The organism is Rhodococcus sp. NPDC079359 (genome assembly GCF_040702585.1).
Taxonomy (GTDB): Bacteria; Actinomycetota; Actinomycetes; order Mycobacteriales; family Mycobacteriaceae; genus Rhodococcoides.
In genome coordinates this window covers 405,168-418,506 of record NZ_JBFBLH010000003.1, presented here as the reverse complement: position 1 = coordinate 418,506, position 13,339 = coordinate 405,168, and the positions used below count along the sequence as shown (strand labels likewise).

The following is a 13,339-nucleotide window of genomic DNA, read 5'->3' as shown; positions in this document are numbered from 1 at the left end:
GTCGTGTGCGCACAATGACAGCACGCTGTCGAAAGTCTGGAGGTTCGAGATGACAACGATCGCTCTGTACGCCACCGACACCATGGCCGACTGGGAGTACGGATACCTCACCGCCGGGTTGGCCATGGCTCGTGAGCAAGACCCCGACGCCAATCGGCTGATCGTTGCATCCGAGACAGGGAAGGCCGTCACGACGATGGGAGGTCTGCGAATCACTCCGGACGTCGGCTTGGCGGATCTGCCGGCACTCGACGCATTGATTCTGCCGGGCGCGGACAGTTGGGACTCCGGTCACGACGCGGTGCTGAGACTCGCAGTCGAACTCGTTGCGGCGGGAACGCCGGTCGCGGCGATCTGCGGGGCAACATTGGGTATGGCCAGGGCCGGACTGCTCGACGACCGACCGCACACCTCGAATGCTCCCGAGTTCCTCACGCAGGCAACCGAATACCATGGTTCGGAGTACTACCGCGACGAGAAGGCAGTGTCCGACGGCACCGTGATCACAGCAGGCGGCGTCAGCCCGTTGGAGTTCGCGAAGCTCGTGTTCGAGCGGTTGAACGTGTTTCCGCAACCCGTGGTCGACGCCTGGTACGGCCTCTACACGACGGGGGAACGCAAGTACTACGACCAGCTGGCGGGCGCATGAAGCAACGCACCCCCGAGGGGGATGCGCTGACTGCGCTGGTCTTGCCTGTCTTCGAGCTCAACGGTGAATTCCTCGCCGCCGCACAGGACATCACCGAGCCGACGGGCCTGACTCCGGCGTGGTGGCAGGTTCTCGGAGCCACCTTGGACGAACCGCTCTCGGTAGCCGACATCGCGCGACGCGTCGGGCTGGGGCTGGCACGACAGAGCGTGCAACGAACCGCAAACCTGTTGGTGGACAAAGGGTGGGCCGTGTACGTCGACAACCCGAACCACAAGCGCGCGAAGCTGTTGGAACCCACCGCCAAGGGACGCGACACCGTGGCCGAGCTGCGGGATGCGCAACATGCCTGGTCCGATGCCGTGGGAGCCGCTGTGGGAGAGGGAGAGCTGCAGGCATTTGCGGCAACCCTGGAGAAGATCCTTTCGGCATCCAGGGACTATCGCAGCGGCAGTGCATAATTCGGGCATGATTGCGCTCGGGGTACTTCTGACCGGATTGCTGGCCGGATTGTCGATGCAATCGGACGGCATCGACATTTTCGGCGACAGCAGCGTCGGCGGGCTGTTGCTCTCCAGTGGCGGTGGGGGAGTCGCGGTCGCGCTGATCCTTGCGTCGGGTACGGCGATGGTCGTTCGTCGGCGCAGCATGCTCGCCGGACTGTCCATCGCCGCTGCAGTTGTCATCGGGGGATCGGCACTGCTGTTCTCAACCGATTTCGCCGAGGTGATGGCAGGCGGAGTCCTGTTGGGATGCAGTGCAGTACAGGCGAGTAGCACGCGGGTTCGGCAGGCACTGCTGACGACATCGTTTCTGCTCGGGCTGCTCAGTGTGGGTGCAGTAGAGGCGTTACAGCACAGCGCAATTCCCCGGCGCTACGCCGACTACCTCACCGAATCCGACATGGGCACACCGGTGATCGTTCTGGTGCTCTGTGTGCTCGTCGTGGTGGCTGCGGCGTGGGCAGCGCGCGCCGAACAGGGCGAAAGCCCGGCGACCGATCGCGACTCCGCACAGTCGCGGCAATACTGCTGGTCTCGATCGGTGGCCTGCTGCTCAATATGGTGTTCGTGTTCAGCATGTTCCAGAGCCTGTACGGGTTCGGCGGCCGCTGGTACTACGGACTCTTCGTCGTACCCGTGTTGTTCGCGGCGGCCGGCCTGCTACCGGGCCGCCGCGGCGTCATGGTTCTCGCCGGGACGGCCGTGTTGCTCACCTCGACCACCACCGCGGGGGTGGGCATCAGTGCCTCGGACAGGGGCTGGACACTCGGACTCGTGGCCGTCACAGCAGTGTCGGTGGCGGCCGGCACCGCGCTCGGATTCCGTTGGGGGCGTACGTTGATCGGCGTCGCAGTTCTGGCGGTGGTCTGCGTGACGGCACTGTTCGAGCAGCCGCCGCTGGACAACGTTCACTACGTCGCGACCCTGATCGTCTTTCCGGCCGCCGCAGCCTACCTGTACGTGGCGTGCACACCGGCCGCTCCGACGCCGTCGACCCTCGGCCTCGCGATCCCGGCGGCGATCACGGTGCCGATGGTCGTCACCTACGGATGGACGTCGTACACGCCGTTGACCTCTGCACTCACGGACACGTCCTGGCCCCGCGTCGAACTCTGGCTCTCGACGGGCGGTGCATGTGCCGCCGTCGTACTCGCAGGTCTCGGGATGTGGGCTCTGAACCGCTACCGGATTCCGGGGTAAACGACACGCGAAACCTGTTCTGACATAATGGCATCTGTCCTCTCGAATATTGTCGCGGCCCAGATTCTCGAGCGGGCTACGGCAGTGCCGGAGCCGGTATGTCGGCGTCGACGGAGGCTTCGAGGGCGGCCGCTACCGCGAGGGCGACGGCGTCTTGCCCAGGTGCGGCCGCGACGGTCAGGCCGAACGGCAGGCCGCTCGTCGTGCTACCGATCGGGATCTGCACCGAGGGTGCACCGGTGTTCGCGCTGATACCGCACGCTGCCGTGCCTGCCCACTCCTCTGAGGCTGTTTCCGGCGTCGTCGGGTAGATGAGGACGTCGACATTCTGTGCGGCCATGAGGTCGGTCAGCGCCTGCGTTCCCGCCTGTTGTTTTGCGAGGGTCGCATCCTGCGCCGGGTTGGGCAACGAGGGTGCCTCCAACCATTCGGTGATCGTGTCTGCTTCCAGCGCACTGCCTTCGGTCACATCCTCGAAAGTCAAAGCATCCGACGGGAGAGCCCTCGCGGCGACCTCGGGGTCGTAGGCGGCGTCCGTCGAGCTGAGAAACTGGTCGATGGATGGCCGTGCATCCTTGTAGCCACTGTCGGTCAGAACGTCGGTGGCGAACTCCTCGTTCAGCTCGGGTAGTTCGACCAACTGCGGTCCCGATTGAGCGAGTGCCTCGACGGCCGCATCCGAGCCGCTACGGATCTGGGGCCGCACGGCCTGGTCGGGACTGTCCGGATCAGCCCCACGGGCATCGAACGGCCAGGTGAGGTACGCGGCCGTTACCGATGTCAGGTCCACTGCTGCTGCGGAGTCGGACCATCCGTTGTCGTTGCCACTGGTCAGATCGGCCACCGCGGCTGCGTCGGCGACCGAGTGCCCGATCGGCCCGACCACGTCCTGCGAAAGAGACAGGGGGACGACGCCGTCCCTGCTGATCGCATCGTGACTCGGGCGAAAACCCACCAGCCCGGCGTGGGCGGCCGGCCCGACCACCGAGCCGCAGGTGTCCGTACCCAAGGCGATCGGGGCGAACCCCGCCGCCACGGCTACTGCGCTTCCGCCACTGGAACCGCTTGCGCTGAACTCACGGTCGAAAATGTTCGCGGTTGTACCTTCGAGGGAACTCTTGGTGAACGTTCCATGCCAGGCGAATTCGGACATGTTGGTGGTTCCGAGGATGATTGCGCCCGACTCTCGCAGGTTGCGAACCACCGGGGAGTCCTCGACGGGGCGAAACGAACTCAGGTTGACGTTTCCCGCCGTCGCGGCAAGTTCCGAACTTCCGATGTTGCTCTTGATCAACACCGGAATACCGTGCAGCGGGCCCCGTATCGTTCCCGCCGCGCGCTCGTCGTCCAACGTGCCCGCCTCGGCCAGTGCGTCGGCATTGACGTCGACAACAGCATGCAGCGGCGTCGGGCCCGAGTCGTCGTACTTCTCGATCCGGTCCAGATACGTTCGAGTGATATCCGCGCTGGTGTACTGACCCGACTCCAAGCGTGACCGAAGATCGTCGACGCCGAGTCCCTGCAACGGGAGTTCGGACTCGTTGTCGGGAGTGCTGTTCGATTGACAGCCGACGGCGCTGAGCGTGAGAGCCGTGATCAGTACGAGGACGCCCCTGCGGTCTTTGATGGACACGGTAACGACGCTAACGACGCCGTATGCACACGCTGTTACACATCAGTAAATTCGGACCGCGTGACACTCGGAGTCGGAGCTTCGCCGGGGAGTACCGTTTTCGGTATGGCTTACAGATACCTCGGAAACAGTGGACTGAAGATTTCGGAGATCACGTACGGCAACTGGTTGACCCACGGATCGCAGGTGGAGAACGACATCGCCACCCAGTGCGTGCGTGCCGCCCTCGATGCCGGCATCACCACGTTCGACACCGCCGACGTCTACGCCAACGGAGCAGCCGAGACCGTCCTGGGCGACGCGCTGAAAGGCGAGCGTCGGGAATCGCTGGAGATCTTCACCAAGGTCTACTTCCCGGTCGGACCCAAGGGCCCCAACGACACCGGACTCTCGCGCAAGCACATCCTCGAAGGCATCGACGCGTCGCTGCGTCGGCTCGGCACCGACTACGTCGACCTGTACCAGGCCCATCGCTACGACGTCGAAACTCCGCTCGAAGAGACCATCGCCGCATTCGGTGACGTCGTCCGCCAGGGCAAGGCGCTCTACATCGGCGTCTCCGAATGGACCGCCGACCAGCTCCGCGCCGGTCAGGAACTCGCCCGCCAGAACGGGTTCTCGATCATCTCGAACCAGCCGCAGTACTCGGCCCTGTGGCGCGTCATCGAGGATCAGGTGATCCCCGCGTCGAAGGAATTGGGCATCTCGCAGATCGTCTGGTCGCCCATCGCCCAGGGTGTGCTCACCGGCAAGTACCTCCCCGGTCAACCTCTGCCCGACGGTTCGCGCGCCAAGGACGACAAGGGCGGCGACAAGATGATCGCGCGCTACCTCGACGATCAGACGCTCACCCGGGTGCAGCAGCTCAAGCCCATTGCTGACGATCTGGGAATTACCATGGCGCAGTTGGCTGTTGCGTGGGTGCTGGCCAACGACAACATCGCCGCCGCACTCGTCGGTGCCTCCCGCCCCGAGCAGATCGCCGAGAACATCAAGGCCTCCGAGGTCACCCTCGACGCCGACGTGCTCGCGAAGATCGACGATGCGCTCGGTGATTCGGTCGAGCGTGACGCGGGAAAGACGGGCTCGCCGGAAGCACGTCTGGTCTGACCGCCTGCCGGCGTCGGTCCGAGGCGAACAGGGTAATAAGGACGTATGGACATGATCACCGTCGATACACCTCAGGGCCAGGTTCGCGGTCGGACCGACGCAGGCATCACCTCGTTCCTCGGGGTGCCGTACGCCGAGGCCCCGTTCGGCCCCCGTCGATTCCAGGCACCGTCACAGCCGCCTACCTGGGACGGAGTGCGCGACGCGCTCGAGCTCGGGGCCACTGTTCCCAAGGTGGGCTACCGGCCGCCGACCAGTGAGATCCTCAGCGAGCCGGTGGTGCCAGGCGAGGACTGCCTGAACGTCAACGTCTTCACCCCCGACGTCGGCGGCTCGGCACCGGTGTTCGTCTGGATCCACGGCGGCGCATTCGTCAACGGCAGCAACGCGATTCCCACGTACGACGGTTCCGCGTTCGCCCGGGACGGCGTCGTGGCCGTGGTGATCAACTACCGACTCGGAGTCGACGGCTTCGCACTGATCGACGGTGCCCCGGCCAACCGCGGGATGCTGGACCAGGTCGCGGCTCTCGAATGGGTCCGCGACCACATCGCTGCCTACGGCGGTGACCCGGCTCAGGTGACCATAGCCGGTGAATCCGCGGGCGCGATGAGCGTCGGCACCTTGATGTCGATGCCCCGGGCCGAGGGACTCTTCCAGCGGGCAATTCTGCAGAGCGGAGCCGGGCACCATGTCATTGCCGCCGAGACCGCAGGGAAGGTCTCCGCAGCATTGGCGTCCGCGCTCGGTGTCGAGGCAACGGTCGACGGATTTGCTTCGGTGTCGGTGGACGCGTTGGTCGACGCTCAACGTGAACTGTCCGATCGGATCACCGCCGAGGCCCCGACCGGGGCGTGGGGTGAGCTGGCCCTGAACGTCATGGCCTTCGAGCCGTACGTCGACGGCGATGTCGTTCCGGCGCTGCCCATTTCGCGTATCAGCGACGGTGCGGGCACACAGGTGGATGTGTTGATCGGAACCACCAGTGAGGAGCACGCGTTCTTCATCGTGCCCGCCGGCCTCGTTCCGCACATCACCGAGGACTACGTGACGATGGTTCTCGCCGGGTACCGAGCCGATGCATCGGCGCTGGACCGGTACCGCGAGCAGCTGCCCGACGCCTCGGCGGGCGAGCTGATGATCGCCGTCATGACCGACTGGTTCTTCCGCATCCCGGCCACACGCCTGGTCGAGGCCCGTTCCGGAAACGCGTTCGTCTACGAGTTCACCTGGGGCTCAACGCTGTTCGATGGCGCGCTCGGAGCCTGCCATGCGCTCGAGATCCCGTTCGTGTTCGACATGCTGCACAAGCCCGAGACCGCCCGCATCACGGGCCCGAATCCGCCGCAGCAGGTGGCCGACCAGATGCACCGTGCCTGGGTCGATTTCGTGCGCGACGGCTCTCCGGGCTGGGACCGGTACGGCACCGACCGGGCCGTGATGATGTTCGGCACCGAGCCGGGCGTCTCCCTCGACCCGAGGCCGGCAACCCGCGCGGTGTGGGACGGGGTTCGCTGACCTTCTCTCGGCAACCTCCGAACGTCGTCTGCGGGGTGGCTCACCGGCGGGTTAATCTCGGATATGCGCAGATTCCTTTCTGGTTTCGGTACGAGTTCTCCGGTCCCCGCGCGGCCTGCTCGCGTCGTGGTGGTCGGTGGGGGCTTCGGCGGATTCAACGCCTTGCAGCGGCTGGCGAAGCTGCTGGGGCCAGATCGCGCCGTGCTGACGTTGGTGGCCCCCACTGACTACCTGCTCTACAGTCCGCTGCTACCCGAGGTCGCCACCGGCGTTCTGGATCCGCGGGACATCGCCGTCTCGACCCGTCAGGCGCTGCCGCGCGTCAAGTTGGTGCTCGGTCACGTCACGACCGTCGATTTCGACGCGCGCGAGCTGACGGTGATCGGCCCCGACGGCGACTCGACGCTCGAGTGGGACAAGCTGATACTCGCGCCCGGGTCGGTGACCAAGCAGTTCGACATCCCCGGTGTCGATGAGCATGCGTACGGGCTCAAGACGCTGAGTGAGGCCGTCTACATCCGCAACCACGTGCTTGCGCAACTCGACGCAGCCGATGCTCTGCCGGACAACCCGGAAGGCCGGAGCGAACGAGCCGAGCGGCTGACGGTGGTGGCCGTGGGAGCCGGTTACACGGGCACCGAATTCGTTGCGCAGATGCAGAATTGGGTCAAAGGCATCGCGTCCCGTTGGGCGAGCGTCGACCCGGACGAGGTGCGCTGGGTACTCGTCGACGTGGCGGACGCGGTGCTGCCGGAACTCGGCGCGCGACTGGGCAAGGAAGCGCTCGCCGTACTCGCCGAGCGAGGTGTCGACGTCCGGCTGGGGGTGTCGGTGGCATCGGCCACCGCAACGTCGGTGACGCTCACCGACGACGAGGTGATCCCGTCCCGAACTCTGGTGTGGGGAGCGGGCGTCGCCGCGAGCCCGCTCATCGCACGGCTGGGTCTGCCCACAGCGGGCGGACGCCTGGTGGTGGGCGCGGACATGACCGTCCCCGGCGTAGAAGACGTCTGGGCGATCGGCGACGCGGCGGCAGTCCCCGACCTCGCCGCCGACCCGTCGAAGCCAACGCCGCCGACGGCGCAGCACGCCCAGCGCCAAGGCGTCGCCGTGGCACAGAATGTGGCGGCGTCGATGGGCGTCGGGCAGGCACGTCCGTACAAGCACAAGGATCTGGGTCTCGTCGCCGATCTCGGCGGATTCGACGGTGTGGCAAAGCCTCTGGGCATTCCGTTGACCGGACCCGTCGCGAAGTTCGTCGCGCGCGGCTATCACCTGTACGCCTTGCCGACGGTGTCCGCGCGAGTGCGGGTGGCAACGGACTGGCTGTACTCCTCGGTCCTGCCGACGCGCGTCGTCAACCTTGCGCAAGTGCGATCCGAGGACGCGCTGATCAAGAAGGCTCAGGCAATCGATCTGTACGAGTAGAGCGGCCGTGCCGCATGTGCGCGGTAACTCGTAGCAGGCTACGAGTTACCGCGCACCTGGGTCACCGAAGGTGATGCACTTCCTGCAGTCCGTAGACCGGGGTGTCGATGCCCTCGTAGCGCGCCTTGATCTGCAGCGCGAGGTAGAGCGAGTAGTGGCGTGACTGGTGCAGATTGCCGCCGTGGAACCAGAAGTTCTCCTGCTGCGTCGGCTTCCACATGTTCCGCTGCTCGCCCTCCCACGGACCGGGATCCTTGGTGGTGTCCGAGCCGAGGCCCCAGCATTTGCCGACCTTGTCTGCGGTCTCCTGATCGATGAGGTCTGCCACCCAGCCGTTCATCGAGCCGTAGCCGGTGGCGTAGACGATCAGATCGGCAGGCAGTTCGGTGCCGTCGTCGAGCACGACGCCGGTCTTGCTGATCCGATCCACCTGCCCGGCAACGAGTTTGATCTTGCCGTCCGCGACCAGCTCGGATGCGCCGACGTCGATGTAGTAGCCCGAGCCGCGGCGCAGGTACTTCATGAACAGCCCGGACCCGTCGTCACCGAAATCGAGCTGGAAGCCGGCCTTCTCCAGCCGATCGTAGAAGTCCTTGTCCTGCTCCGCGATCTGCTGATACACCGGAATCTGGAACTCGTGCATGATCCGGTACGGCAACGACGCGAACGTGAGATCGGCCTTGCCTGTGGTCATTCCGGACTCGACGGCCCGCTCGGAGTACAGATCTCCCAGCGCGATCTCGCACAGCGAATCGGACTTGACGATGTGCGTGGACGAACGCTGCAGCATCGTCACATCGACGCCCGTCTCGTACAGCGCCTTGCAGATGTCGTGCGCGGAGTTGTTGGAACCGACCACCACGACGCGCTTGCCGACATACGCGTCGGGGCCGGGGTGTTCGCTGGAATGGTGCTGCTCACCCTCGAATTCGTCCATGCCGGGGAAGTTCGGCACGTTCTTCTTGCCGGACATTCCGGTGGCCATCACCAGCTGCTTGGGCCGCAGGATCACTTCTTCGCCGTCGCGGTCCACGACGACCGTCCACTCCTTCGCCACCTCGTCGTAGGTAGCGGACTTCGCGGTGGTCTTGGTCCAGTAGGGGACCTCCATGACCTTGGTGTACATCTCGAGCCAGTCGCCGATCTTGTCCTTCGGTGCGAACACCGGCCAGTTCGGCGGGAACGGCAGGTACGGCAGGTGGTCGTACCAGACCGGGTCGTGCAGACACAGGGACTTGTAGCGGCCACGCCACTGGTCGCCTGGGCGCTCGGCACGGTCGACGACGATCGCAGGCACACCGAGCTGACGGAACCGAGCGCCGAGAGCGATACCGCCCTGGCCTCCGCCGACGACGAGGGCGTACGGCTGCACGCTGTAGCCGAGTTCCTTCTCCTCGATCTCCTTCTTCTCCGCCCAGTTCTGGGTATCGGCATTCGAGCCGTGCACCGCGCCCTTGATGCGGGACTTTCCCTGCCGCTCCTCGTGCCCCTTGAGCTCCTGCATCGTGGTCAGCAGCGTCCACGCGACGTCCTGGCCGGTATCGGCGTCGACGGTCAGCCGCAGGTGGCCCTTGCCGCGGCTGGTCGCGGTCTCGAACTCGATCCACGCCGAGACGACGCCGTCTGCCTCGTCGGGAGTCTCGGTGGTGCGGAAACCCGTCGGATCGGTGTCGTCGAGCCGCTCGGAGAGCATGTCGGACACGCCGTCGCGTCCCTCCACCGTCTTCAGATTCCAGGTGAAGGTGACGAGATCGCGCCAGAAGCTGCTGACGGCGAACATGCCGGCAACGCGAGGAATGTCGCGCGCGACCAGTGCCTCCTCGAACTCCGACAGCCAGGCGTCGACCCGTTCCTGCGGGGTGTGGGTGCGGGCGATGTCGACCGGCTCGATGGTCTGGGTCATCAAAACTCCTAGCGGTGTGCGGGACCTTCTGTGTGACCCAGCACACTCCTTCAGGGGTGGGTGGTCGAGAGTTGCAGGGGGTTGCAGTGCAAATCCGGTGCAGCTGACCGCGCTCAGCGCGGTCGAATGCACCCGATTTCGAGGGGCATTGACTGCAACCGGATGCAACCCTGTCCGAAGTGGTCGGCGTCACATAGACATGAGTGCATCCGACGATCAGGAGTGAAGCGATGCGCGCAGCTGTGTACTACGGCCCCAACAAGGTGGAGATCACCGACGTACCCGAGCCGAATCCAGGTGAAGGGCAGGTCAAGATCCAAGTCGGGTTCAACGGAATCTGCGGAACCGACTTGCACGAGTACTACGCCGGCCCCATCTTCATCCCCACCTCGCCGCATCCGCTGACCGGTCAGGAGATGCCGCTGGTGCTGGGCCACGAGTTCTCGGGCACGGTCACCGAACTCGGCAAGGGTGTCACCGGCATCAACGTGGGCGACCGCGTCGCCATCGAGCCGCTCTACCGCTGCGGGCATTGCGGACCGTGCCGCGCGGGGAACTACAACATCTGCGCGCAGATCGGCTTCCACGGACTGATGTCCGACGGCGGAATGGCCGAATACACCGTGGTGCCCACCGACATGATTCATGCCTTGCCCGACAATGTTTCCCTCGAACTCGGTGCGCTCGTCGAGCCGATGTCGGTCGCCTATCACGCTGCGACACTCGGGGATCCGAAGCCCGACGACACCGCGATGGTGTTCGGGGCCGGCCCTATCGGCATCGGACTGTGGTTCGCGCTGCGCGGCAAGGGAGTCGACAACGTGTACGTCGTCGAACCATCGCCGACGCGTCGAGCATCGATCGAAGCCCTGGGCGCGAAGACCCTGGACCCGACGGCTGTCGACGTCCCCGCCTTCATCGCCGATCTCACCGACGGCAACGGAGCCGATGCGATCTACGACGCGGCAGGCGTTCAACCGGCCGTCGAGACAGCGCTCGGATGCATCGGTGCGCGAAAGCCACTGGTCAGCGTCGCGATCTACGAAAAGCCCCTGACCACACCGCTGCAGAAGCTGGTGATGAACGAATCCCGCATCCAGGGCTCGCTCTGCTACACCTCGGCCGATTACGAGGCCGTCATCGATCTGATGAGTCAGGGCCACTACGACACGACGGGCTGGGTGGACAAGATCACGCTCGACGGAGTCATCGACGACGGCTTCGAGGCGCTGCATGCGGGCACCAAGATGAAGGTTCTGGTCGACCCTTCCACCGGAGCGGCGTCATGAGCGCGGTGCTGGTGACCGGTGCGGGCCAGGGCATCGGCCGGGCCATCGCACTGCGGTTGGCGAACGACGGACACGACATCGCCCTGGTGGACCTGGCCGAGGACAAGATCGCCGGCGTCGCCGATGAAGTGCGTGAAACCGGCTCGAAGGCAACGATATTCGTGGCCGACGTCAGCGACCGCGATCAGGTGTTCGCCGCCGTCGAACACACGCACGAGGCGCTCGGCGGGTTCGACGTCATCGTCAACAACGCGGGTATCGCGCAGGTTGCGCCGCTCGACGATGTTCGACCCGAGGACACGAAGAAGATCTGGGCCGTCAACGTCGACGGTGTGCTGTGGGGAATCCAAGCTGCCGCAGCGAAATTCAGGTCGCTCGGCCAGAAGGGCAAGATCATCAACGCGTCGTCGATCGCCGGTCACGACGGGTTCGCGATGCTCGGGGTATACAGCGCAACGAAATTCGCCGTTCGCGCCCTGACCCAGGCCGCAGCGAAGGAATACGCGGCCGAGGGGATCACCGTCAACGCGTACTGCCCCGGCGTGGTGGGCACCGATATGTGGGTCACCATCGACAAGCGTTTCGCCGAGCTGACGGGCGCAGCGGAAGGCGAGACCTACGACAAATTCGTCGGCGGCATCGCCCTCGGTCGTGCGCAGACCCCCGAGGATGTCGCGGCGTTCGTCTCGTATCTCGCCGGGCCCGACTCGGACTACATGACCGGCCAGGCACCGTTGATCGACGGCGGTCTGGTCTATCGGTAACCCCCGTTCATGTCGATCTGTGAGCTGGAGCACAATTGACTGTGATGACGCAGTCGACAGGTCCTGAACCTGCGCTGGCGGCCGGCGAAGACCCGCGCCGCTACGCGCAGATTCTCACTGCCGTGTACGACGCGACCATGACCGGCGGCAAGTCGCCTGCACGTCCCCGCGAGGTCATCGGGGACTCGTGGCGACGGTTGCAGACCCTGGGCATCGACCCGGAACTGGGCAACCCCGCCGAGACGCAGATGGACGTCTCCGATCTCGAGCTGAGCCGTCGGGAATCGGGGCTGTTCGACATCCTCGACGATTTGGCCCGCGGCCTGGAATCGGTGGTGCAGGACGGCGACAACATCCTCGTCGTCGCCGATCGGCACGGCCGGGTGCTGTGGCGCAGCGGATCGACGGCGGTACTCGACCGCGCCGACGACCTCGGCTTCGTGGAGGGTGCCAACTGGGCCGAGGACTCGGTGGGCACCAATGCCATCGGCACCGCGCTGGTCTCCCGGCGCGCGGTGCAGATCTTCTCGGCCGAACACTATGTGCGCAGCCACCATTCGTGGACGTGCGCCGGTGCGCCCATCCGTGATCCGCGAACCGGCCAGGTGCTGGGAGCCATCGACGTCAGCGGCCCGGCGAAGACGGTCCACCCCACCACCATCGCACTCGTCGACGCCGTCGCACGGTTGGCGGAATCTCAACTGCGGGAACTTCATCGGAGCACCCTCGATCGACTGCGTTCGGTGGCCGCACCGATGCTCGCGCGCCTGCAGTCCCCGGCCCTCGCGGTGGACGCGAACGGTTGGGTCGCGGCTGTCGAATCGGTGGCGCTGCGTAATCGCATCCTGTTGCCCGAGGATCTGGCGACCGGACGCTTCTGGCTGCCGACCCTCGGCGTGTGCGACTTCGAGCCCCTGCCCGGTGGCTGGCTCGTCCGACCCACCAGCACGATGGATTCCGGCGTCGCCGATGTCGGATCGACGAGAATTCGCATCGACCTACGCAATTCGCAGAAACCTCGCATCGAAGTGCGCAGCGAGGTGGGTGAGTGGACCCACGAGCCGACGCCCCGGCACGCCGAAATTCTGTACCTTCTCGCCACGCATCGGCAGGGGCGAACCGCGTCGCAAATGGCCGCCGACCTGTTCGGCGACGACGGACGTGCCATCACCGTGCGGGCCGAGATGTCGCGGCTGCGCAAACACCTCGCCGGCATCATCTCCACGCAGCCGTACCGACTGGACGAATCTGCGACCGTCGAACTGGTCATGCCATCGGACATGAGCCGATTGCTGCCGCATTCGTCGGCCCCGGCGATCCGGGCGGCACGGGGTTGAGCCGT

The 13,339-nt window shown here is 65.5% G+C and carries 11 protein-coding genes; 9 read left to right on the top strand and 2 right to left on the bottom strand.

What is annotated here, in order from left to right:
* The first annotated feature begins 49 nt into the window (after positions 1-49).
* From AB0362_RS10310 to AB0362_RS10300, 3 genes are all read left to right on the top strand, one after another.
* On the top strand, positions 50-649 hold the full coding sequence (locus AB0362_RS10310) for a DJ-1/PfpI family protein (protein WP_317809604.1): 600 nt from the start codon (positions 50-52) through the stop codon (positions 647-649).
* Positions 646-1,110 carry a helix-turn-helix domain-containing protein gene (locus tag AB0362_RS10305; protein WP_317809606.1) on the top strand — a complete coding sequence of 155 codons (465 nt, stop codon included), beginning with the start codon at positions 646-648 and terminating at the stop codon, positions 1,108-1,110. Before AB0362_RS10310 ends, AB0362_RS10305 begins: the two co-directional genes overlap by 4 nt.
* A gap of 498 nt (positions 1,111-1,608) precedes the next feature.
* On the top strand, positions 1,609-2,352 hold the full coding sequence (locus tag AB0362_RS10300; RefSeq protein WP_317809608.1) for a hypothetical protein: 744 nt from the start codon (positions 1,609-1,611) through the stop codon (positions 2,350-2,352).
* Between the two features lie 76 nt (positions 2,353-2,428).
* Here AB0362_RS10300 and AB0362_RS10295 read toward each other — a convergent pair whose 3' ends face one another.
* The gene (locus AB0362_RS10295; RefSeq protein ID WP_317809609.1) at positions 2,429-3,985 is read right to left on the bottom strand and encodes an amidase; all 1,557 of its coding nucleotides are present in this window, start codon (positions 3,983-3,985) and stop codon (positions 2,429-2,431) included.
* A 105-nt stretch (positions 3,986-4,090) separates the two neighbouring features.
* Between AB0362_RS10295 and AB0362_RS10290 the strand changes: the two genes are divergently transcribed.
* The 3 genes from AB0362_RS10290 (at position 4,091) to AB0362_RS10280 (ending at position 8,041) form a co-directional block, all read left to right on the top strand.
* Positions 4,091-5,095: an aldo/keto reductase family protein gene (locus AB0362_RS10290; protein WP_149406430.1), complete on the top strand. Its 1,005-nt coding sequence runs from the start codon at positions 4,091-4,093 to the stop codon at positions 5,093-5,095.
* Between the two features lie 51 nt (positions 5,096-5,146).
* Positions 5,147-6,613, top strand: coding sequence for a carboxylesterase family protein (locus AB0362_RS10285; protein WP_317809610.1), 1,467 nt, complete (start codon positions 5,147-5,149; stop codon positions 6,611-6,613).
* A 63-nt stretch (positions 6,614-6,676) separates the two neighbouring features.
* Positions 6,677-8,041 carry an NAD(P)/FAD-dependent oxidoreductase gene (locus AB0362_RS10280; RefSeq protein ID WP_317809611.1) on the top strand — a complete coding sequence of 455 codons (1,365 nt, stop codon included), beginning with the start codon at positions 6,677-6,679 and terminating at the stop codon, positions 8,039-8,041.
* A 61-nt stretch (positions 8,042-8,102) separates the two neighbouring features.
* On the opposite strand, the gene AB0362_RS10275 is transcribed toward AB0362_RS10280, so the two are convergent.
* On the bottom strand, positions 8,103-9,944 hold the full coding sequence (locus tag AB0362_RS10275; RefSeq protein WP_317809612.1) for an NAD(P)/FAD-dependent oxidoreductase: 1,842 nt from the start codon (positions 9,942-9,944) through the stop codon (positions 8,103-8,105).
* A 230-nt stretch (positions 9,945-10,174) separates the two neighbouring features.
* Between AB0362_RS10275 and AB0362_RS10270 the strand changes: the two genes are divergently transcribed.
* The 3 genes from AB0362_RS10270 to AB0362_RS10260 are packed head-to-tail and all read left to right on the top strand — an operon-like array spanning position 10,175 to position 13,334.
* Positions 10,175-11,233 carry a 2,3-butanediol dehydrogenase gene (locus AB0362_RS10270; RefSeq protein WP_149406434.1) on the top strand — a complete coding sequence of 353 codons (1,059 nt, stop codon included), beginning with the start codon at positions 10,175-10,177 and terminating at the stop codon, positions 11,231-11,233.
* A complete protein-coding gene (locus AB0362_RS10265) occupies positions 11,230-11,997 on the top strand; it encodes an acetoin reductase (RefSeq protein WP_317809614.1) in 768 nt (255 codons plus the stop codon). Before AB0362_RS10270 ends, AB0362_RS10265 begins: the two co-directional genes overlap by 4 nt.
* A gap of 44 nt (positions 11,998-12,041) precedes the next feature.
* Positions 12,042-13,334 (top strand): GAF domain-containing protein, encoded by a 1,293-nt coding sequence (locus tag AB0362_RS10260; RefSeq protein WP_068053582.1) that lies wholly within the window; start codon positions 12,042-12,044, stop codon positions 13,332-13,334.
* The last annotated feature ends 5 nt before the right edge of the window (positions 13,335-13,339 follow it).

What these genes read in the sequence shown, in the direction of transcription:
- AB0362_RS10285 (WP_317809610.1), top strand. Translation starts at nt 5,147, where the DNA reads ATGATCACCGTCGATACACCTCAGGGCCAGGTTCGCGGTCGGACCGAC.
- AB0362_RS10290 (WP_149406430.1), top strand. Translation starts at nt 4,091, where the DNA reads ATGGCTTACAGATACCTCGGAAACAGTGGACTGAAGATTTCGGAGATC.
- AB0362_RS10310 (WP_317809604.1), top strand. Translation starts at nt 50, where the DNA reads ATGACAACGATCGCTCTGTACGCCACCGACACCATGGCCGACTGGGAG.
- AB0362_RS10270 (WP_149406434.1), top strand. Translation starts at nt 10,175, where the DNA reads ATGCGCGCAGCTGTGTACTACGGCCCCAACAAGGTGGAGATCACCGAC.
- AB0362_RS10305 (WP_317809606.1), top strand. Translation starts at nt 646, where the DNA reads ATGAAGCAACGCACCCCCGAGGGGGATGCGCTGACTGCGCTGGTCTTG.
- AB0362_RS10275 (WP_317809612.1), bottom strand. Translation starts at nt 9,944, where the DNA reads ATGACCCAGACCATCGAGCCGGTCGACATCGCCCGCACCCACACCCCG.
- AB0362_RS10265 (WP_317809614.1), top strand. Translation starts at nt 11,230, where the DNA reads ATGAGCGCGGTGCTGGTGACCGGTGCGGGCCAGGGCATCGGCCGGGCC.
- AB0362_RS10260 (WP_068053582.1), top strand. Translation starts at nt 12,042, where the DNA reads ATGACGCAGTCGACAGGTCCTGAACCTGCGCTGGCGGCCGGCGAAGAC.
- AB0362_RS10280 (WP_317809611.1), top strand. Translation starts at nt 6,677, where the DNA reads ATGCGCAGATTCCTTTCTGGTTTCGGTACGAGTTCTCCGGTCCCCGCG.